This is a genomic window from Variovorax sp. RA8, assembly GCF_901827175.1.
Taxonomy (GTDB): domain Bacteria; phylum Pseudomonadota; class Gammaproteobacteria; order Burkholderiales; family Burkholderiaceae_C; genus Variovorax.
In genome coordinates this window covers 5,081,716-5,103,238 of sequence record NZ_LR594662.1, presented here as the reverse complement: position 1 = coordinate 5,103,238, position 21,523 = coordinate 5,081,716, and the positions used below count along the sequence as shown (strand labels likewise).

16 protein-coding genes are annotated in these 21,523 nt (G+C 69.8%); 11 read left to right on the top strand and 5 right to left on the bottom strand.

Annotated features, from left to right (window positions below):
- Positions 1–2: 2 nt before the first annotated feature.
- Positions 3–926, top strand: coding sequence for a DMT family transporter (locus E5P3_RS24060; protein ID WP_162588245.1), 924 nt, complete (start codon positions 3–5; stop codon positions 924–926).
- 19 nt (positions 927–945) lie between these two features.
- Complete coding sequence (locus tag E5P3_RS24055) at positions 946–1,737, top strand: SDR family oxidoreductase (protein WP_162588244.1); 792 nt, start codon at positions 946–948, stop codon at positions 1,735–1,737.
- Positions 1,738–2,421: 684 nt separating this feature from the next.
- On the opposite strand, the gene E5P3_RS24050 is transcribed toward E5P3_RS24055, so the two are convergent.
- Positions 2,422–3,336: a LysR family transcriptional regulator gene (locus E5P3_RS24050; protein ID WP_162588243.1), complete on the bottom strand. Its 915-nt coding sequence runs from the start codon at positions 3,334–3,336 to the stop codon at positions 2,422–2,424.
- Positions 3,337–3,467: 131 nt separating this feature from the next.
- On the opposite strand from E5P3_RS24050, the gene E5P3_RS24045 reads away from it, so the two are divergent.
- The 9 genes from E5P3_RS24045 (at position 3,468) to E5P3_RS24005 (ending at position 15,151) form a co-directional block, all read left to right on the top strand.
- Complete coding sequence (locus tag E5P3_RS24045; protein ID WP_162588242.1) at positions 3,468–4,955, top strand: ABC transporter substrate-binding protein; 1,488 nt, start codon at positions 3,468–3,470, stop codon at positions 4,953–4,955.
- A 13-nt stretch (positions 4,956–4,968) separates the two neighbouring features.
- Complete coding sequence (locus E5P3_RS24040; protein WP_162588241.1) at positions 4,969–6,330, top strand: amidohydrolase family protein; 1,362 nt, start codon at positions 4,969–4,971, stop codon at positions 6,328–6,330.
- The gene (locus E5P3_RS24035) at positions 6,327–7,271 is read left to right on the top strand and encodes an ABC transporter permease (RefSeq protein ID WP_162588240.1); all 945 of its coding nucleotides are present in this window, start codon (positions 6,327–6,329) and stop codon (positions 7,269–7,271) included. The genes E5P3_RS24040 and E5P3_RS24035 overlap by 4 nt, the downstream gene beginning before the upstream one ends.
- Positions 7,268–9,253, top strand: a complete 1,986-nt coding sequence (locus E5P3_RS36345; protein WP_162588239.1) for a dipeptide/oligopeptide/nickel ABC transporter permease/ATP-binding protein — start codon at positions 7,268–7,270, stop codon at positions 9,251–9,253. The genes E5P3_RS24035 and E5P3_RS36345 overlap by 4 nt, the downstream gene beginning before the upstream one ends.
- Positions 9,250–10,266: an ABC transporter ATP-binding protein gene (locus E5P3_RS24025; protein WP_162588238.1), complete on the top strand. Its 1,017-nt coding sequence runs from the start codon at positions 9,250–9,252 to the stop codon at positions 10,264–10,266. The genes E5P3_RS36345 and E5P3_RS24025 overlap by 4 nt, the downstream gene beginning before the upstream one ends.
- Positions 10,263–11,606 (top strand): amidohydrolase family protein, encoded by a 1,344-nt coding sequence (locus E5P3_RS24020; RefSeq protein ID WP_162588237.1) that lies wholly within the window; start codon positions 10,263–10,265, stop codon positions 11,604–11,606. Before E5P3_RS24025 ends, E5P3_RS24020 begins: the two co-directional genes overlap by 4 nt.
- 34 nt (positions 11,607–11,640) lie before the next feature.
- Entirely contained in the window at positions 11,641–13,062 is a 1,422-nt protein-coding gene (locus E5P3_RS24015) for an amidohydrolase family protein (RefSeq protein WP_162588236.1), read from the top strand.
- Positions 13,059–14,063 (top strand): tripartite tricarboxylate transporter substrate binding protein, encoded by a 1,005-nt coding sequence (locus tag E5P3_RS24010; RefSeq protein ID WP_162588235.1) that lies wholly within the window; start codon positions 13,059–13,061, stop codon positions 14,061–14,063. Before E5P3_RS24015 ends, E5P3_RS24010 begins: the two co-directional genes overlap by 4 nt.
- 101 nt (positions 14,064–14,164) lie before the next feature.
- The gene (locus E5P3_RS24005) at positions 14,165–15,151 is read left to right on the top strand and encodes a quinone oxidoreductase family protein (RefSeq protein ID WP_162588234.1); all 987 of its coding nucleotides are present in this window, start codon (positions 14,165–14,167) and stop codon (positions 15,149–15,151) included.
- Between the two features lie 31 nt (positions 15,152–15,182).
- On the opposite strand, the gene E5P3_RS24000 is transcribed toward E5P3_RS24005, so the two are convergent.
- The 4 genes from E5P3_RS24000 to E5P3_RS23985 all read right to left on the bottom strand — a co-directional run bounded on the left by E5P3_RS24000 (position 15,183) and on the right by E5P3_RS23985 (position 21,428).
- Positions 15,183–16,841, bottom strand: a complete 1,659-nt coding sequence (locus E5P3_RS24000; RefSeq protein ID WP_162588233.1) for a Na/Pi cotransporter family protein — start codon at positions 16,839–16,841, stop codon at positions 15,183–15,185.
- A 53-nt stretch (positions 16,842–16,894) separates the two neighbouring features.
- The gene (lspA, locus tag E5P3_RS23995; RefSeq protein WP_162588232.1) at positions 16,895–17,398 is read right to left on the bottom strand and encodes a signal peptidase II; all 504 of its coding nucleotides are present in this window, start codon (positions 17,396–17,398) and stop codon (positions 16,895–16,897) included.
- A complete protein-coding gene (ileS, locus tag E5P3_RS23990; protein WP_162588231.1) occupies positions 17,398–20,268 on the bottom strand; it encodes an isoleucine--tRNA ligase in 2,871 nt (956 codons plus the stop codon). The genes lspA and ileS overlap by 1 nt, the downstream gene beginning before the upstream one ends.
- A gap of 122 nt (positions 20,269–20,390) precedes the next feature.
- Positions 20,391–21,428, bottom strand: coding sequence for a bifunctional riboflavin kinase/FAD synthetase (locus E5P3_RS23985; RefSeq protein WP_162588230.1), 1,038 nt, complete (start codon positions 21,426–21,428; stop codon positions 20,391–20,393).
- Between the last annotated feature and the right edge of the window lie 95 nt (positions 21,429–21,523).

Below are 21,523 nucleotides of genomic sequence, written 5' to 3'. Positions count from 1 at the left end.
CGATGTCCTCCGTCCAGGCCGCCGCGGGACCGCGCGCGCACAAGCGCCTCGGCCCCGGCCTCGCGCTCGCCTCGGTGGGGGCCATCGCCTTCAGCGGCAAGGCCATCATCGTCAAGCTGGCCTATCGGTACGGGGTGGACGCGATCACGCTGATCATGCTTCGCATGCTGTTCGCGCTGCCGCTGTTCGCGCTCATGGCCTGGTGGGCCGGGCGCGGCAAGCCGGCGCTCACGCGGCGCGACTGGATGGGCGTGATCGGACTGGGCTTCTCGGGCTACTACCTGGCCAGCTTCCTGGACATCGCCGGCCTGGCCTACATCACGGCCAGCCTGGAGCGGCTCATCCTCTACCTCAACCCGACGCTGGTGCTGCTGTTCGGCTGGATCGCCTACCGCCGCCGCATCACGCGCTGGCAGATGGCCGGCATGGCGATCAGCTACGCGGGCGTGCTGCTGGTCTTCGGCCACGAGATGAGCCTGGGCCAGTCGAGCGCGGCCGCCTGGGGCGCGCTGCTGGTGTTCCTGAGCGCGGTGAGCTATGCGATCTACCTGGTCGCCAGCGGCGAGTTCGTCAGGCGCCTGGGCTCGCTGCGGCTGGTCGGGCTGGCGACCGGCGTGGCCTGCGTGCTGTGCATCCTGCAGTTCGCGGTGCTGCGCCCGCTGGACACGGTCCTGCAGCTGGCGCCCGAGGTGATCTGGCTGTCGGTGCTGAACGCCATCGTGTGCACTGCGCTGCCGGTGCTGGCGGTGATGATGGCCATCGAGCGCATCGGCCCCGCGATGGCCGCGCAAACGGGCATGATCGGGCCGATGTCGACGGTCGTGATGGGTGCGCTGATTCTTGGCGAGCCCTTCACCGCGTGGATCGCGGCCGGCACCGTGCTGGTGATCGCGGGCATTTTTGTTTTCACGAGAACAGGGCGTTGAAGCCCTGAAGGAATCGATCATGGATCTGGGAATCACGGGCCGCACGGCCCTGGTGTGCGGCGCCAGCAAGGGGCTGGGCTACGGTTGCGCCGAGGCGCTGGTGCGCGAGGGCGTGAACGTGGTGATCGTGGCGCGCGGTGCCGAGGCACTGGCCGAGGCGGCGAAGAAGCTCGAGGCGGCCGCCCGTGCGGGTGGCCCGTGGGTCAAGCCGGTGGCCGCCGACATCACCACGCCCGAGGGGCGCGCGGCGGCCTTCGCGGCGCACAGGGATTTCGACATCGTCGTCACCAATGCCGGCGGTCCCCCCCCGGGCGACTTCCGCGACTGGGACCGCGAGGCCTGGATCAAGGCGGTGGAGGCCAACATGCTCACGCCCATCGAGCTGATCAAGGCCACGATCGACGACATGGCGGCGCGCGGCTTCGGGCGCATCGTCAACATCACCTCCAGCTCGGTGAAGGCGCCGATCGACATCCTCGGCCTGTCCAACGGCGCGCGCAGCGGGCTCACCGGCTTCGTGGCCGGCGTGGCGCGCAGCGCGATCGCGGCGCGGGGGGTGACGCTCAACAACCTGCTGCCGGGCGCCTTCGAGACCGACCGCCTGAAGGGCACCATGGCGGGCGCCGCCAAGAAGTCGGGACAGGACTTCGATGCGGTGTGGGAGAACCGCAAGAAGACCATCCCGGCGAAGCGCTTCGGCACGCCGGAGGAGTTCGGCGCGATCTGCGCTTTTCTGTGCAGCGTGCAGGCGGGGTATCTGAACGGGCAGAACATCCTGGCCGATGGCGGGGCCTACCCGGGGACCTACTGAGGTCTCTTGGCGATCCACGTGGGATCGCTCTGTTGTGCACCGGTAGTAGGTTCTGCGCGCTGCAAAGGCGCCTGCGGGTGTGCGGGGCGGCGTGCCACTGTGGCGGTCGTCGCTTCGCGCCGACTCCCCTGCGATGCTCGCGCAGCCGGCCTGCCGCGGAACTCGCGACGTTCACTTCGTTCACTCTGCTCAGACAGCCGCGGCAAGTCAGACAACGAAGCACGCCTGTCCTTCGGCAGGCGTGCGGCCGGCTGCACTGCGCTTCTCGGCGCCACAGAGGCACGCCGCCCCGCACACCCGCAGGCACCTTTGCGAGAGACGGTGTGCCAGTATCCAAAGACCCGAACCGCCGCGGCGTGGGGGTCGGTATTGATCAACCCCGACGTGTCCCCCGCGGAAGGTGGTCTGCGGACCGGGCGACTTCTGGGGCGGTGAGGAGCGCAGCCTGGGGGCGGGCGCGCCTGCCGAAGGACAGGCGCGCTTCGTGAACTGACTCGCCGCGGCTGTCTGAGCGCAGCGCCCGCAGGGCGCGTAGCGAGTTCCGCGGCGCCGCCCCCAGGCGAGCACCGCAACGGAGTCGGCGCAAAGCGCCGACCGCCCCAGTAGGAGCCCGGGCCGCAGACCACCTTCCGCGGCGCGCAGGCAGCATCACGCATCACGCATCACGCATCACGCATCACGATGTCACTCGAACGCCAGCCTCCACTGGCTGTCCACCGCAAAACTGTGCGCAAGAAAGTCCACGAACTCGCGCACCTTCGCCGAGGGCTGGCGCGGCTGCGGGAACGCGGCGTAGAGCGTGCGCGACTCGGGTGCCCACTCGGGCAGCACCGCGCGAAGGCTGCCGGCGGCGATGTCGTCGGCCACCAGGAAGGTCGGCAGCAGGCCGATGCCCGCGCCTTCCAGCAGCGACTCGCGCAGCACCAGGCTGTTGTTACAGCGGCAGTTGCCCGTCACCCGCACGGTGCGGTCCCCGCCGGGCGCAGTCACGTGCCACTCGTCGGGCAGCTGCCCGCGGTTGTAGACCATGCAGTTGTGGCGCTTGAGCTCTTGCGGCGTCGCCGGCTCGCCATGACGCGCGAGGTAGGCCGGTGAGGCCACCATCGCGCGCGCCATGCGGCCGATCGGCCGCGCGCCGCGCATGGGCTCGCGGTCCTTGCTGGCGATCAGGATGGAGACGTCGAAGCCGGCCTCGGCCGGGTCGACGAAATAGTCGTTCAGCGTCAGCTCCAGCTTGACCTCGGGGAAGCACGCAAGGAAGTCCGCGATGCTGCGGCCCAGGTGCGCCGAGCCCAGCGAGACCGGCGCGCGCACCTTCAGCAGCCCGCGCGGCGTGGGGTGCAGGCGGCCAGCGGTCTTCTCGGCCTCCTCGATGTCGTCGAGGATGCGGATGCAGCTCGCGTAGTAGGTCCGGCCGGCCTCGGTGAGGCTGATGCGCCGCGTGGTCCGCGCCAGCAGCGGCGTGCCCACGTGCGTCTCGAGCGCCGCCACGTACTTGCTCACCGAGCCCGCCGACATCGCGAGCTCCTCCGCCGCATCGCTGAAGCTGTGGCGCTCCACCACCTTGCGGAACACGGCCATGCAGGTCAGTCGGTCCACATTCTTTCCAATCTCGAAAGTGATTCTTCTCGTTCGAGATGTTTATGCCCAATAGGGAAACTGTCAACATTCCTTCACAGAGCAACAACAGGGCGGCTGAGACCCATCACCCACGATCTGGAGGAGAACTGATGACCATGCGCGCGCGCATCCTGCGCCTCACCATCGCGGCGGGCCTGGCCTGCTGGCTCGGCCTGGCGGCTGCCGAGCCGGCCGGGACCCTGCGTTTCGGCACCAACCAGCAGCTGGACGACTGGGAGACGCTGACCAAGGCCAACAGCACCTACACCTCGCTGGTCTACGAGGGCTTGGCCGAGATGTCGCCCGACGGCGTGGCCATCGTGCCGCGCCTGGCCACTGCCTGGAAGGAAAGCCCGACCAAGGTCGAGATCACGCTGCGCCAGGGCGTCACCTTCCACGACGGCACGCCCTTCGACGCCGCCGCGGTGGTGAAGAACCTCGAGCGCGTGCGCGACACGCCCGGCCAGTGGCGCGGCGTGATGGACGGCGTGGACAAGTTCGTGGCGGTCTCGCCCACGCGGGTGGACGTGCTGCTCAAGCGGCCCTCGCCGAACCTCCTGCCCAACCTGGCACGCCGTGGCGCGTACATGGTGTCGCCGAAGGCACTCGACAGCGGCAGCTGGAAGACCGCGCCGGTGGGCACCGGCCCCTGGAAGCACGAGGCCAAGGACGTGGTCAAGGGCCTGCGCCAGGTGGTCAGCTACTACGACGGCTACTACGCGCCCGAGACGGTGGGCGTGCGCCGCATCGAGGTGACCCACATCAACGATGCCGACAGCCTCTACAACGCGCTGCGCACCGGCCAGGTCGATATCGTCTGGACCAACGCCTCGATCGCTACCCGCGCCGAGCGCGAGGGCATGAAGGTGAGCTGGTTCCCCTCGGTGCTGTGGCACCTGCAGATGATGGACACGGTCAAGACCTTCGACAGCACCAAGCTGCGCCAAGCCGTCTGTCATGCGATGAACCCGCAGGACTACATCGACGCCCAGCTGGGCGGCCGCGGCAAGGTCCACACCCAGCGCGTGCGCCAGGGCATGCCCGGCTACAACCCGGATGTGAAGGGCTACCCGCACGACCTTGCGAAGGCGAAGCAGCTGATGGCCGAGCTCGGCAACCCCAAGCCGCAGATCACGCTGGCGAGCTTCGACAACCAGCGCACCATCGCCGAGCTGTTCAAGAGCCAGATGGCGCAGATCGGTATCGACGTGAAGCTGGACCTGATGACCTTCGGCCAGTTCTTCAGCACCTTCCGCAGCGGCAAGTACGCGGCCGCCATCCTGACCGACTCGCAGGACACCGGGCCCTACGACTACTACCTCTACCACTTCGCGCCGACCGGCGCCGGCAATCCGCTGGGCACCACCTTCCCGGCGGTCGACGCGGCGGTGAAGGAGGCGCTCGCCGCCGAGGACCCGAAGGTCCAGAACGCCAGCTGGCAGAAGATGATCAAGGTGGTCCACGACGAGGCGCTGGACTGCGGCTTCTTCGACTACGCGGCCTACTGGGCCTACAACCCGAAGAAGATCGCGAAGGTGGTGTCCACCGTCGGCGACGTGGCGGTGTTCCGCTACGCCGATGTACGGCTGGCGCGCTGAAGAGGAGGGCACCATGGCCGCCGACAATCCAAAGCGCCTCCTCATCCGTGGCGCCACCATCCTCAGCATGGACCCGCAGGTGGGCGAGCTCGCCCGCGGCGACGTGCTGGTGCAGGGCGAGCGCATCGCCGCCGTCGGCCCCGCGCTCGATGCCCCCGAGGACGCCGAGCGCATCGATGCCGAAGGCATGATCCTGATCCCCGGCCTGATCGATTCCCACACGCACATGTGGCAGGGGCCGCTCAAGGGCCTGGGCGCGGGCCTGTGGGGCTCGGCCGACTACAGCCGGCACGTGTTCCCGTTGCGCGAGAAGTTCTCGGCCGACGACATGCACGACGCCACCTTCGCCTGCGGCGTCGAGATGCTGGACCACGGCATCACCACCGTGCTGGATTTCTGCCACAACGTGATGACGCCGGCCCATGCCGAGCAGTCGATCGCGGCGCACCGGCGCACCGGGCAGCGCATCCTGTTCGCCTACGGCATGCTCGGCGCCTTCAAGACGCTGGCGGCCGAGCACGGCTGGCGGCTGGAGCAGATCCGCAGCCTGTCGCGCGAGCTCGGCGGGCGCGAGGGGCTGCTGCGGCTGGGCATTGCGCTGGGCTCGCTGGAGTACGCCGGCCTGGAACTGGTCGCCACCGAGATCGCGCTCGGGCGCGAGCTCGGCCTGCAGATGAGCTTCCACCAGAACCCGCCCGGCCAGATCCTCGAACTGCACCAGGCCGGCCTGCTGGGAGGCGACCTGCTGCCCGTGCATGCCAACGTGGCGACCGACCACGAGCTCGCACTGCTGGCGCAGCACGGCTGCGGCATCTCCTTCACCGTGGAGGGCGAGTTCGGTGGTGGCCGGCCGATGAGCATCATCGGCCGCGCGCACCGCGCCGGCGTGACGCCCAGCCTCGGCGTCGACATCCCCTCGCGCGTGGCGCTGGACCTGTTCGCCCAGATGCGCCTGACCTTCCAGGTGCTGCGCAACGAGGAGGCCACGGTCGAGCGCATCGCCGGCCGCTGGCCGCTTGCGCGCCACCCCGGTACGCCGCAGGCGCAGCCGCGCCACATGCTCGAGTACACGACCGTCAACGCTGCCCGCGCCCTCGGCCTGGCCGAGGAGATCGGCCGCATCGCCCCCGGCCTGCGGGCCGACCTGGTGCTGCTGCGCACCGGGCCCTACGGCATCTCGCTGGGCGATCCGGCGGCGCACGTGGCGCTGCAGGCCTGCGCCGCGGACGTGGACACGGTGCTGGTCGACGGCCGGGTGCGCAAGCGCGGCGGCCGGCTGCTCGACCTCGATTCGGCCGAGGCCGCGGCCGCCACCCGGCGCGTACGCGAACGCGTGCTCGGTCCGGCCGCCGCCGGGCAGGGGGTGCGCGCATGAAACGCCTGCTCTTCGCGCGGCTCGGCGCGGTACTGCCGATCCTGTTCGCGGTCTCGCTCTTCACCTTCGTGCTGACGCGGATGACCTCGACCGATCCGGTCAGCCAGATCCTGGGCCCCGGTGCTTCCGCGGCCGATCGCGCCGAGTACGCGCGCGGCCTGGGGCTGGACCGTCCGCTGCCCGAGCAGTTCCTGGCCTGGATCGGCAGCGCGTTGCGCGGCGACCTGGGCCAGTCGCTCTACACCAGCCTGCCGGTGAGCGCTTCCATCGCCGACGGCGTCGGCGTCACGCTCTCGCTGGCGCTGGCCGGCATGCTGCTGGCGCTGCTGCTCGGCCTGCCGCTGGGCATCGCGGCGGCGGTGCGCCACGGTTCCTGGGCCGACCGGGCGCTGACCCTGCTGGTCTCGCTGGGGCTGGCGGTGCCCAGCATCTGGCTGGCGCTGCTGCTCTCGCTTGCCTTCGCGGTCAACCTGCAATGGTTCCAGGTGGTGGGGTACACGCCCTTTGCCGAGGACCCGCTGGAGTGGGCGCGCGGCCTGGTGCTGCCGGCGGTGGCGCTGAGCGTGCACACGGCGGCGGTGATCGCGCGCCAGATGCGCAGCGCGATGATCGAGGTGCTGCAGTCGCCCTACGTGCATGCCCTGCGAGCGCGCGGGCTGCCGCAGCGCACCATCGTCTGGCGCTACGCGATCCGCAACGCCATGGTGCCGGTGCTCAGCGTGATCGCGATCCAGATGTCGGTGCTGGTCGGCGCCAGCATCGCGATCGAACGCATCTTCGCGGTGCCGGCGCTGGGCACGCTGCTGATCGACAGCGTGGTGCGCGCGGACTTTCCCATGCTGCAGGGCGCAGTCGTCGTCATCGCGCTCATCGTGCTCGCCGTCAACCTGGTGGCCGACATCGGCTACGGGCTGATCAACCCGAAGGTGCGCGTGCATTGAACACCACCACCGCCCCTGCCGAGAGGCTGTCCGCCATGGCCACGCCCGCTGCCGCCGCCAACGACGAAACCGCCCGCCGCGTGCGCCTGGCGCCGCGGCTGAAGGCCTTCGCGCGTCCCTTCGTGCTGCTGCCCGCGGCCTGGCTGCTGCTGCTGCTGGTCTGTGCGGCCGCAGCGCCGCTCGTGGCGCCGCACGACCCGTTCCATCCCGACCTCAAGCACCGCCTGGAGGCACCGGGGCCGATCTACTGGCTGGGCACCGACGACCTGGGCCGCGACACGCTCTCGCGCCTGGTGTTCGGCGCGCGCACGGCGCTGCTGGCCTCCTTCGAGAGCGTGGCCATCGGCGCGGTGCTCGGCATCGGTATCGGCCTGGCCGCGGGCTACCTCGGCGGCTGGCTCGACCGCATCGCGATGCGGCTGGCCGACGTGATGCAGTCCATCCCCGCGGTGCTGCTGGCGCTGGCGCTGATCGGTGTGTTCGGCAAGGGCCTGGCCAACGCGATGCTCGCGGTGGGGCTGATCTTCTCGGTCAGCTTCATGCGCATCACGCGCGCCGTGGTGCTGGCCGAGCGCGAGCGGCTGTACGTGGATGCGGCGCGCGTGCTGGGGCTCGGGCCGTTCTCGATCATGCTGCGGCAGATCCTGCCGAACGTGGCCGGGCCGCTGGTGGTGCAGGCCTCCATCTCGCTCGGCACGGCGCTGCTGATCGAGGCCATGCTGAGCTTCCTCGGCGTGGGCGCCGACAGCGCACAGGTGAGCTGGGGCGCAATGCTGGAGACCGCGCGCCAGTTCCAGAGCGAGCAGCCCTTCCTGCCGGTGCTGCCGGGTGTGGCGATCACGCTGACGGTGCTGTCCTTCAACCTGCTGGGTGATGCGCTTCGCGACAGCCTGCTGCCCGGCGGGCCGCGCGTCGCGCGGCGTGCCGCAGCTCCAGCCGCAGCCGAGCCGGTCGCGGCGCAGCCCCGCACGGTGCCCGCCGCGGCCGAGCCGCTGCCGCCCGACACGCTGCTGCGGCTGAGCCACCTGACCGTGCGGCTGCAGGGCCCGCAAGGCGACGCCGAGCTGCTCAGCGATGAGTCGCTGCACCTGCGCCGCGGCGAGGTGCTGGGCCTGGTGGGCGAGTCGGGCTGCGGCAAGTCGATCACCGCGGCCGCCATCATCGGCCTGCTGCCGCCGGCCGCACGCGTGGCGGGCGGGTCGATCCGCCTGGGCGATACCGAGCTGGTCGGCATGGACGAGGCGATGGCGCGCCAGATCCGCGGGCGACGCATCGGCATGGTGTTCCAGGACGCGGGCGCGGCGCTGTCTCCGGTCCATACCATCGGCCGGCAACTGGTCGATGCGGTGCGCGCCCACACCGAGCTCGACGCACGGCAGGCCCGCACGCGCGCCATCGCGCTGCTGGAGATGGTGGGCGTGCCCGACGCGCAGCGCCGCCTGGACGACTATCCGCACCAGTTCTCCGGCGGCATGGCGCAGCGCGTGGTGATCGCAGGCGCACTGGCCTGCGAACCGGAGCTCCTGATCGCCGACGAGCCGACCACCGCGCTGGACGTGACCATCCAGGCCCAGGTGCTGGACCTGCTGATGGACCTGCGGCAGCGCCTGGGCATGTCGATCCTGCTGATCACCCACGACCTGGGCGTGGTGGCCGACGCGTGCGACCGGGTGGCGGTGATGTACGCGGGCCAGATGGTGGAGACCGGCCCGGTGCGCGAGGTGCTCGCGCGGCCGCGCCACCCCTACACGGCCGCGCTGCTCGCGGCGATGCCCAAGGGCGGCGCCGGCGGCGCCACGCTGGCCACCATTCCCGGACGAGTGCCGCCGGCGTGGGCGTGGCCGCAGGGCTGCCGCTTCCATCCGCGCTGTCCGCACGCGATCGAGGCCTGCACCGCCGCGCCGGTGGCGCTGGACAACGGCGTGCGATGCCTGCGCATCGAGGCGTTCGCACAGCGGCGGAAAGAGAAGGTGCTGCCATGAACACGGACACGAAGGCCCCGCTGCTGAGCGTCGAGAACCTCTCGGTGGACTTCCGCCTGCGCCACGGCATGTTCGGCCGTGCCAGAACGCTGTCGGCGGTGCGCGACGTGAGCTTCACCATCGAGCCGGGCCAGACCTTCGGCCTGGTCGGCGAATCCGGCTCGGGCAAGAGCACCATCGGGCGCGCGATCCTGCGGCTGGCGCCGGCGACTGCCGGGCATGTCCGCTTCGACGGGGAGGACATCACCGCCTTCGGGCCGCGCACGCCGCTGCACTACCGGCGCGACGTGCAGGTCGTGTTCCAGGACCCGATGTCCTCGCTCAATCCGCGCCAGACGGTGGGCGCGACCATCGAACAGGCCATCAGCCGTCACCGTGCGATGGACGCCTCGGCCTGCCGGCGCGAGGTGGCGCGCATCATCGACAGCGTCGGGCTGGCCGCCTACCACGCACAGCGCCATCCGCACGAGCTGTCGGGCGGGCAGCGCCAGCGCGTGGCCATCGCGCGGGCGCTGGCGGTGCGGCCACGGCTCATCATCTGCGACGAGCCGGTGAGCGCGCTGGACCTCAGCACGCAGGCCCAAGTGATCAACCTGCTGGTGGAGCTGCAGCGCGAGTTCGGGCTCAGCTACCTGTTCATCGCGCACAACCTCGACGTGGTGCGCCATGTGAGCCACCGCGTCGGCGTGCTGTACCTGGGCCGGCTGGTGGAGACCGGGCCGGCGGCCCAGGTGCACGACGCGCCGCGCCACCCCTACACGCGCATGCTGGTGGCATCCACGCTGGTGGCCGATCCGCAGCTGCAGGAGCAGCGCTCGCGCGCGCGCCGGCTGCAGCTGCGCGGCGAGCTGCCCAGCCCGCTGTCGCCGCCTCCGGGCTGTGCCTTCCACACGCGCTGCCGCTGGGCGGTGGAGGGTTGCCGGCAGCGCATGCCCGAGCTCGAGGCCAGCAGCGGGGACGGCCGGGCCGCCTGCATCCGGCTGCACGAGATCGAGGAGGAGGTCACCGCATGAACCCCAGGAATGGCCTGCTGATCCGCGGCGCCACGGTCCTCAGCATGGACCCGTCGCTCGGCGACCTGCAGGCGGCCGACGTGCGCATCGAGGGGCGCCGCATCGCCGCGGTCGGGCAGCGTCTCGAGGCCGACGGCGCCGACTGCATCGACGCGCGCGGGATGATCCTGATCCCGGGCCTGATCGACACCCATACCCATCTCTGGCAGGGCCCGCTCAAGGGCCTGGGCGCCGGCATGTGGGGCATGGGGGACTACAACCGCCACATCTTCCCGCTGCGCGAGCGCTTCACGGCCGAGGACGTGGGTGATGCCACCTTCGCCACCGGCGTGGAGATGCTCGACAACGGCATCACCGCGGTGCTGGACTTCTGTCACAACGTGATGACGCCCGGCCATGCCGAGGCCGGGTTGCGTGCGCACGACCGAACGGGGCAGCGGGTGCTGTTCGGCTACGGCATGCTGGGGCGCTTCGACACGCTGGCCGCCGACCACCCCTGGCGGCTGGAGCAGGTGAGCGCGCTGCAGCGCGAACGCGCGGGCGGGACGGACGCACTGGTGCGCCTGGGCGTGGCCCTTGCCTCGCTCGAGTTCGCGGGCCTGGCGCTGGTGGAGCCGGAGATCGGCCTGGCGCGCGAGCTGGGCCTGCCGATGACCTTCCACCAGAACGTCGCCGGGCAGATCCATGAGCTGCACGGCGCCGGCCTGCTGGGCCCCGACATGCTGCCGGTGCACTGCAACCCGATCCTGGACGAGGAGCTGGCGCTGATCGCGCAGTGCGGCGGCGGCATCTCCTTCACGCCGGAGAGCGAGGTGGGCGACGGCCGTTCGACGAGCGTGATCGCGCGTGCCCACCGGGCCGGCGTGACGCCCAGCCTCGGCGTGGACGTGCCCTCGCGCGTTGCGCTCGACCTGTTCTCGCAGATGCGCCTGACCTTCCTGCTGATGCGCGCCGAGGAAGCCGAGCGCGAGCGCACGAGCGGTCGCTGGCCGCTCGCGCGCTACCCGGGCACGCCCTTCATCCAGCCGCGCGACCTGCTGGCCTATGCGACCGTGAATGCGGCGCGCGCCATCGGCCTGGGCGAGGTGCTGGGTCGCATCGCCCCGGGCTGTCTGGCCGACCTGGTGCTGCTGCGCGCCGGCCGCTACAGCCCCTCCCTGGGCGATCCCGCCGCGCACGTGGTGCTGCAGGCCAACGTGGGCGACGTCGACACCGTGATCGTGGACGGCCGCGTGCACAAGCGCGGCGGCGAGCTCGCGGGCGGTGCGCACGAGGCGGCGGTCGACGCCACCCGGCGCGTGCGCGAACGCCTGTTCGGCGCCGCGGCGCCGGCCGCCTGAACTCCTTCATCCAACCAACCTGATCGATCGAGACATGACCCGAACCCTGATCCAGAACGCCTGCGTGCTCTCCATGGACCCTGCCGTGGGCGACTTCGACGAAGCCGACATCCTGGTCGAGGGCGAGAAGATCCTCGCCGTCGGGCCCCGCCTCGGCGCCGAGGCCGACGAGGTGGTGGACGGCCGTGGCCGCATCGTCACGCCCGGCATGGTCAACGCCCACATCCACACCTGGGAATTCCAGCTGCGCGGCATCGGCAGCGACTGGGTGGGCAGCCGCGACTACCACGCCAACATGCACAAGAATCTCGCCACGCGCTACGGGGTGCGCGATGTGTACCTGGGCAACCTGCTGGGGGCGCTCAACCAGCTGCGCAACGGCACCACCACCATCGTCGACTGGTGCCACATCCTGCGCGATGCCGAAATGACTGACGCGGCCATCGATGCGCTGGAAGAGTCGGGCGTACGCGCCGTCTTCGCGCGCGGGACGGTGAAGCCGCCGGAGCGCCCGGGCGAGATCCCGTACCACAAGAAGCCGTTCCCGCGGGAGGAGATCCATCGCCTGCGCACCGGGCGCCTCGCTTCCGACGATCGCCTGGTGACGCTCGCAATGGCGATCCTCGGGCCCGACTGGGGCGAGTACGACGTGGCCGCCCACGACATCCGGCTGGCGCGCGAGTACGGGCTGATCAACTCGGCCCACACCTACGGCCGCAAGGGCAAGCGGGTGGTCGAGGACGGCTATCCACGGCTGGCGGCCGAAGGCCTGCTCGGGCCGGACCACAACATCGGGCACGGGAACTGCTTCGACGACGCCGAACTGAAGATCGTGCTCGACGCAGGCTGCACCATCACCGCCACCAATCTCACCGAGATGCTGAACTACGAGCAGCCCGCGATGCTGGGCCGGCTGGTGAAGCATGGCGCCGTGCCCTCGATCGGCACCGATTGCGACCCGTACTTCAACAGCTCGATGCTGTGGGTCATGCGCCATGCCTTCCTGCACCAGCGCGAGCTCGACAACCGCAGCCTCTACGCGGCCGGCCAGTGGCCCGCGAAGACGCAGCATTCCACGCTCACCCGCGATGCCCTGTACTGGGCCACCATGGGCGGCGCCAAGGCCTTCGGGCTGGAGAAGAAGACCGGCTCGATCACCCCCGGCAAGCAGGCCGACCTGGTCATGTTCGACACCCGCGGCCTGAACATCTTTCCGGCCATGCCAGGGGGAAACCCGGCTCACGTGGTCGTCATGTACGCCGAAACTTCCGACATCGAGAACGTCATGGTCGCGGGCCGCTTCGCCAAGCGCGACGGCCGCCTGTGCTTCGACGCCGGGCGGCTGGCGAGGCTCAACGAGGAGCTGCTGGCCTCACGGCTGCGCATGTTCGGGGAAGGCCATTACGAATCACGGCCCGTCGAGCGCGGGCCCCAACCGGAGCGCTTCGTCCTATGAGCACCTCGTTCTCCCTCCGGCGCCTGGCGGTCGCGGCGCTGGCATCGGCACCGCTGCTGTGGGCGGCCGCGCCCGCCGGCGCGCAGGGCGCGGCTCCCGCGGCCTGGCCGCAGAAGCCGGTGCGCATCGTCCACGGCTTCACCTCCGGCGGACCGGTGGACGCGCTGGCGCGCCTGTTGGCGGCGCAGTTCCCGGAGCAGTTCGGCCAGCAGGCCGTCGTCGAGGGGAAGCCGGGCGCAGGGGGCACCATCGGAGCCAACTACGTGGCCAAGGCCGAGCCCGATGGCTACACCCTGTTCCTGATGGCCTCGGGTCATTCGGCGGCGCCGGGCCTGTACAAGTCGCTGCCCTTCGACGCGGTCAACGACTTCACCATGATCTCGATGGTGGCGCGCAGCCCTTTCGCGATCATCGCCGGCCCCGCCGCGACCGCGCACAGCATCCAGGAACTGGTGGCGCAGGCCAAGGCCCAGCCCGGCAAGATCGACTACGGCTCCGGCGGCACCGGCAGCGGCATGCACCTGGCGGCGGTGCTGTTCCAGGCGCGGGCCGGCGTGCAGTTCACCCATGTGCCCTACAAGGGCGGCAGCGCGCCGGCGCTCGCGGTGATGGGCGGCGAGGTGCCGATCATCTTCACCTCTCTGGCCGGCATGGCCTCCCACATCGAAAACGGCAAGGTCAGGCCGCTGGCCGTCACCTCGCGCAACCGCTTCGCGGCGTTTCCGGAGGTGCCGAGCGTGGCCGAGACGGTGCTGCCGGACTTCGACGTCAGCGCCTGGTACGCGCTGGCCGGCCCCAGGAACCTGCCGCCCGCGATCGTCGCGAAGCTCAACGAGATGGTGCAGGCCACGCTGCGGCGGCCCGACATCGTCCAGACGCTCAAGCTGCAGGCGGCCGAGCCCTGGCCTACCGCCGCGCGCGAGGCGCAGGCCTTCCTCGCCACCGACGTCGCGCGCTGGACCAAGGTGGTGCGGGACGAGAACATCGCGCCGCCGAACTGATCCCCGCGCCTCGCGGACATTGCGCGCGGGCCCCTGCACCGGATCGCGGGCCTGTCTACCATGTGCTCTTTTCGTGCAAGCCGAACTGAAAGAGGACATCCATGCGCAGCCAAGCCGTTCGCATCGACCGCCACGGCGGTCCCGAGGAACTGAAGATCGTCGAAGTGGAGGTCGGCGAACCCGGCCCGGGCGAGATCCGCATCCGCCACCACGCAGTCGGCCTCAACTTCATCGACACCTACCAGCGCAGCGGGCTCTACCCCTTCCCGATGCCGCTGCAGCTCGGCATGGAAGCCGCTGGCGTGGTCGAGGCAGTGGGCGAGGGCGTATCGCATCTGAAGCCCGGCGATCGTGCCGCCTATGCCAGCCAGCCGCCAGGCGCCTACAGCGAGCTGCGCGTGATGCCGGCCAAGAACGTGTGCAGGCTGCCCGATGCCATCTCCTTCGAGACCGGCGCGGCCATGATGCTCAAGGGCCTCACCGCCCAGTACCTGCTGAAGAAGACCCTGCCGGCCGAGGGCTTGCAGCCGGGCGACTTCATCCTCTTCCACGCGGCCGCCGGCGGCGTCGGGCTGATCGCCTGCCAGTGGGCCAAGGCCCTGGGCCTGCAGCTGATCGGCACGGCCGGCACCGATGCCAAGTGCAAGCTGGCGCTGGAGCACGGCGCGGCCCACGCGATCAACTACAGCACCGAGAACTTCGCCGAGCGCGTCAAGGAGATCACCGGCGGCCAGGGCGTGAAGGTGGTCTACGACTCGGTGGGCAAGGACACCTTCGAGGGCTCGCTGAACTGCCTGCGGCCCTTCGGCCTGCTCGCGATCTTCGGCAATGGCTCGGGGCCGGTGCCGCCCTTCAACCTCGGCCTGCTGGCGTCCAAGGGCTCGCTCTATGTGACCCGCCCGACGCTGTTCACGCACACCTCCAGCCGCGAGCGCACCCAGGCGATGGCGGACGATCTGTTCGCGGTGGTGGAAAGCGGCGCGGTGAAGATCCCGATCGCGCAGCGCTACCCGCTGGCCGAAGTGCAGCAGGCGCACCGCGACCTGGAGGCGCGCAAGACCACGGGCTGCACGATCCTCACGCTCTGAGCGAGGCAGCGCCCGGACTCGCTGAAAGCAGTCACTCCATCGGACTGAGCCGCGACTCGCGCATGCGCGTGCGCGAGAGCGCACCGGCCGAGTCGAGGATCGGGTAGGCGATCGAGCAGATGTGGGAGTTGATGCGCTTGAGATCGCTGATCAGGTCGATGTGCAGCGAGCTGGTCTCGATGCTCGAAGCGGTCTGTTCCGCAAGGCGCTCTAGGTGCGTGGTGGCGTAGGCGCGCTCCAGGTCGCGAAAGCGCGCCTTCTCCTCCAGCAGCTTCTGGGCGTCGCGCACGTTGGCATTGAGGAACACGCTCATGCCGAGCCGCAGGTTAGCGAGCAGGCGCTCGTGCAGCTCGACGATCTCGCGCATGCCGGCGGCGGAGAAGTTGCGCTGCTTCTTGATCTTCTTGTCCTCGATGTCGATGATCACCCGCTCGATGATGTCGCCGATCTGCTCCATGTTGATGGTGAAGCTGACGATGTCGGTCCAGCGCCGGCTTTCCTCCTCGCCGAGCGCCTCGCGCGAGATCTTGGTCAGGTAGTACTTGATGGCCGAGTAGAGCTCGTCCACCGTATCGTCCAGCTTGCGCAGCTCGGCGGCCAGGCGAAGGTCGTTGTCGCGGATCACCTTGAGCATGCCGATCAGCATGGTCTCGACCACGTCGGCCTGGTGCAGGGCCTCGCGTGCGGCGTTGGAAATTGCGAGCGTAGGCGTGGAAAGGGCCGAGGGATCGAGGTGCCGGGGCCGCTGCATGGCCGTGGGCTCGGTCGGCACCGGGAGCAGGCGCGCTACCAGCCGCGCGACCCAGTCGGTGAGGCCGATGAAGCCGATGCTGACCACCAGGTTGAAGCCCAGGTGGAACAGCACCACCAGTTGCGTCGCGTCGGAGATGTAGGGCCGGGCCTCGCGCAGGTAGGTCCCGACGAAAGGCGCCGCGATCGCCACCCCCAGCAGCTTGAAGACCAGGTTGCCGACGGTGACCTGGCGCACCGCGATCGCCGACTTCGCGGTGGTCAGCATCGCCAGCAAGCCGCTGCCGAGGTTGGCGCCGAGCACCAGGCCCAGCGCCACATCCAGCGGCACCACGTTGGAGCTGGCCATGGCCGCGACCAGCAGCACCACCGCGAGACTGGAGTAGGCCGCGATGGCCAGAACCGCGCCGATGGTGATCTCCAGCAGCACGTCGCTGCCGAGTGAGGCCAGCAGCTCCAGCACCGGCGGCGAGGACAACAGCGGCCCGGTCGCCTCGACCACCAGCCGCAGCGCCAGCAGCATCAGGCCGAGGCCGATCAGCACCCGTCCGACGCGGCCTGCCACGCTGGAGCCGCGCGAGATGAAGAGCACCACGCCGACGAAGATGAAGAGCGGCGACAGCCAGGAGAGGTCGGCCGAGAACAGCACCGACATCAGGGCGGTGCCGACGTCGGCGCCGCGCATCACGGCCAGCGCGGCGGGAAGGGCCACCAGGCCCTGGCCGACGAAGGAGGAAGTCATCAGCGCGGTGGCGGTGCTCGATTGCACCAGCGCCGTGACGCCGATGCCCGAGAGCGCGGCCGTGAAGCGGTTGCGCATGCTGTGCACCAGGATCTTGCGCAGGTTGGCGCCGAAGACGCGCAGCACGCCGGTGCGAACGAGATGGGTGCCCCATACCAGCAGCGCAACGGCGGCCAGCAGATTCAACAGGTGCTTCATGGAAGCGGACGACTATAGACCAGCCTTCGGCTTCCGCTTGCCGGAGCCGGCCGCTACTTGCCGCGGCGTACGCGTCGCAGTTCGTCGAGGATGAGGCAGATCGCGCCGATCGTGATCGCGCTGTCGGCGACGTTGAAGGCCGGGAAATGGCGGCCGGCCAGGTGGAAGTCGAGGAAGTCGACCACGTAGCCGTGCATCATGCGGTCGATCACGTTGCCGATCGCGCCGCCCAGGATCGCAGCCATGGCGAAGGAGAACAGCTTCTGCCCCGCATGCGAGCGCAGCATCCACACGATGAACAGCGCCGCTGCCACCCCGATCGCCGTGAAGAACCAGCGCTGCCAGCCCGCCGCGTCCGCGAGGAAGGAGAAGGCGGCGCCGGTGTTGTGGGCGCGCACGATGTTGAAGAAGCTGGTGATGTAGGTGGCATCGCCCAGCTTGTAGTAGCCCAGGATCAGCGTCTTGGTGAACTGGTCGAGGATCAGGATCGCCAGGGCCAGCGCGAGCCAGGGCCAGATGCCGGTGCGCGGCGAGGCGAGGGAGCGCGTCGCGGCCATCAGGCGGCACTCCTGGCTTCGCCGGCGCCGAACAGGTTGCTGGTGCAGCGGCTGCACAGGCCCGGGTGCGCCGGGTCGTGGCCGACATCGTCGCGCCAATGCCAGCAGCGCTCGCACTTGGCGGCCGTGCTGGGCGTCACCTGTGCCGCAACGACGTCACCCTGCGCCAGTTCGACGGCCGAGGTGATGAAGACGAACTTCAGGTCCTCGCCCAGCGAGGCCAGCAGCGCATGGTCCTCGACCGGCACCGTGAGCTTGACGTTGGCCTGCAGCGAGGAGCCGACCTGGCCGGCGGCGCGCACGTTCTCGATTTCCTTGTTGACCGCATCGCGGATCTCGCGGATGCGCGACCACCTGGCCAGCAGCGTCTCGTCGGGCGTGCCGAGGTCGCAGTAGACCTGGGTGAAGATCGACTCGCCGTTGCCGCAGAACTTCCAGGCCTCCTCCGCCGTGAAGCTCAGGAAGGGCGCCATCCAGCGCAGCATCGCCTGCGTGATGTGCCAGAGCGCCGTCTGTGCACTGCGGCGCGCCCGAGAGCCGGGCGCGGTGGTGTAGAGGCGGTCCTTCAGGATGTCGAGGTAGAACGCACCCAGGTCCTCCGAGCAGTAGACCTGCAGCTTGGCCACCACCGGGTGGAACTCGTAGACCTTGTAGTGCGCGAGCACCTCGGCCTGGAACTGCGCGGCGCGGCTCAGCGCGTAGCGGTCGATCTCGAGCAGCTGGTCGAGCGGGACCGCGTCCTTCGCGATGTCGAAGTCGCTGGTGTTGGCGAGCAGGAAGCGCAGCGTGTTGCGGATGCGGCGGTAGGCATCGACCACGCGGGCGAGGATCTTGTCGTCGCCGGCGATGTCGCCCGAGTAGTCGCTCGCCGCCACCCAGAGGCGGATGATCTCGGCGCCCAGCTTCTTGTTCACTTCCTGCGGCTCGATGCCGTTGCCGAGCGACTTGCTCATCTTGCGGCCCTGGCTGTCGACGGTGAAGCCGTGGGTCAGCAGGCCCTTGTAGGGGGCGCGGCCTTCGAGCGCGCAGGCGATCAGCAGCGAGGAGTGGAACCAGCCGCGGTGCTGGTCATGGCCTTCGAGGTAGAGGTCGGCCTCGGGGCCGGTCTCGTGGTGCACGTTCGGATGCGTGCCGCGAAGCACGTGCGAAAAGGTGGAGCCCGAGTCGAACCAGACTTCGAGGATGTCGGTGCTCTTGGTGTAGTGGGGCGCATCGCCGGGGCCGAGGATCTCCTCGGCCGTCACCCGGCTCCAGGCCTCGATGCCGCCTTTCTCGACGATGCCGGCCGCCTGGTCGAGGATCTCCATGGTGCGCGGATGCAGCTCGCCCGTGTCCTTGTGCAGGAAGAAGGGGATCGGCACGCCCCAGCTGCGCTGGCGGCTGATGCACCAGTCGGGCCGGTTGGCGATCATGTCGTGCAGGCGGGCCTTGCCGTTCTCGGGGTAGAAGCCCGTCTCTTCGATCGCCTGCAGCGCCAGCTGGCGCAGGGTCTTGGGCGCCTTGTCCTTGGTGAACACGCCCTCGCCCTCGTCCATCCGCACGAACCACTGGGCGGCGGCGCGGTAGATCACCGGCGTCTTGTGGCGCCAGCAGTGCGGGTAGCTGTGGGTGATGGCCTCGGTGGTCAGCAGCCGGCCGGCGTCGCGCAGGGCCTGGATGATGTGCGGCACCGCCTTCCAGATGTGCTCGCCGCCGAACAGCGGGAAGTCCGCCGCATAGGTGCCGTTGCCCTGGACAGGGTTCAGGATGTCGTCGTAGGCCAGGCCGTGCGAGACGCAGGAGTTGAAGTCGTCCAGGCCGTACGCTGGCGAGGAATGGACGATGCCGGTGCCGTCGTCGGCGGTGGCGTAGTCGGCCAGGTAGACGGGCGACAGGCGGCGGTAGCCGGCATCGACGTCGTACAGCGGATGCTCGAACTCGAGACCGCCCAGCTTGTCGCCCTTGACCGTCGCCAGCAGCTTGCCGTCGAGCGCGTAGCGGTTCATGCACATCTCGACCAGCGAGGCGGCCAGGATCAGCAGGCCGCGGTCGGTGTCGACGAGGGCGTATTCGAGCTCGGGGTTGAGGTTGAGCGCCTGGTTGGCGGGGATGGTCCACGCGGTGGTGGTCCAGATCACCGCGAAGATGTCCTTGCTCGCGTGCGCGAGGCCGGCAGCCGTCCTGTCCTGCCCGTCGGGAAAGAAGGCGCGCAGCACCGCCTCGGGCTCGTGCGCCTTGAACGCCACATCGACCGTGTTCGACTTCTTGTCCGCGTACTCGATCTCGAACTCCGCCAGCGAGGAGCCGCAGTCGAAGCACCAGTACACCGGCTTGAGCCCGCGATAGACGAAGCCCCGCTCGATCACGCGCTTGAAGGCGCGCAGCTCGCCCGCCTCGTTGGCGAAGTCCATGGTCTTGTACGGATGGTCCCATTCGCCCAGTACGCCCAGGCGCTGGAAGTCGGCCATCTGCTGCGCGATCTGCTCGGACGCGTAGGCGCGGCTCTTGGCCTGCATCTCGTCGCGGCTGAGGTTGCGGCCGTATTTCTTCTCGATGGCGTTCTCGATCGGCAGGCCGTGGCAGTCCCAGCCGGGCACGTAGAGCGCGTCGTAGCCCTCGAGCTGGCGCGCCTTGGTGATCATGTCCTTCAGGATCTTGTTGACGGCATGCCCCATGTGGATCTGGCCGTTGGCATAGGGCGGGCCGTCGTGCAGGATGAACTTGGGGGCGCCGCGGCGCGCGTCGCGCAGGCGGTGGTAGCGTCCTTCGTCGTTCCATTCCTGGACCCAGCCCGGCTCGCGCTTGGGCAGGTCGCCCCGCATCGGGAAGGGGGTGTCGGGCAGGTTGAGGGTGGCGCGGTAGTCGGTGGTGGAGGCGGCGTCAGCAGACATGATGAAGTTCGAACAGGGGGCTTCGACAGGCTCGGCCCGAACCTTGGTGGAGGCGTCGGTGCGAAGGAAAAAAGCCGTCCGCCCTGAGCTTGCAGAAGGGCGGCAGCGCGGTCGGGCCCGGGCTAAATTCGATCGCGCGTGGTCTGGCGACGGGTCTCGGCGTGGGCGGAAGCGAAGAACGCACGTGCGTCGCGGCCATCCTTCGCGATGCCCGCCGTCAGGGCCTCGAGGCTGGTGTAGCGCAATTCGTCGTGCAGTTTGTGCAGCAGTTCCACGCGGACGATTTTACCGTAGGCCCCCTCCTCGCCGAGGTGGGCGGGCCAATCGAGGCAGTGGGTCTCGAGCAGCACCCGGCCGGCGTTCACGTCGTTGGCATCGAGCGAGGGGCGCACGCCCAGGTTGGCGACGCCGTGCAGCGGTTGCTCGGCCAGGCCGTGCACCAGCACCGCGAAGATGCCGCTGGCGGCCGGCTTCCAATGCTTGAAGCGGAGGTTGAGGGTGCGAAAGCCATCGTGGCGCCCCGGGGCCGAGGCGCCCAGCGCGCGGCCGAGCTTGCGTCCGTGCACCACGTGGCCGGAGATCGCGTAGGGCCGGCCGAGCAGGGCCTGCACGTCGCTCATCCGGCCCTCGGCCAGCGCTTCGCGCACGGCGGAGCTGGAAACGCGCAGGCCGTGCACTTCGTAGCTGTTCATGCGTGCCACGTCGAAGCCGTGGGCCTCGCCGGCTGCGTCGAGCATGGCGTAGTCGCCGGCGCGCTTGGCACCGAAGCGGAAGTCGTCGCCCACCAGCACGTAGCGCACGCCCAGGCCCTCGATCAGCACGTGCCGGATGAAATCCTCCGGCGTCTGGGAGGCGAGCCGGGTATCGAAGGGCAGCACGATGGTCTGGGCCACGCCGCTGGCCGCCAGCGCGCTGAGCTTGTCGCGCAAGGTGCCGATGCGCGCCGGCGCCAACTCGGGCCGCTTGGTGCGCTGGGCGAAATAGTCGCGCGGGTGGGGCTCGAAGGTCAGCACGCAGCTGGGCAGCCCGCGCAGGCGCGCCTCCGTGTTGAGCAGGCCCAGCATGGCCTGGTGGCCGCGGTGCACACCGTCGAAATTGCCGATGGTCAGGGCGCAGGCCGGAGCCACGCCCGGATGCCTGAAACCCCGGAAAACCTGCATCGTTGATATCTTTTTGATAGCGCTTCGCGCCCGCCGAATGGGCCCACTCAGGGCTTTTTGTCACAAAGCCGGTATATTGTGACGCAGTGCGTCGC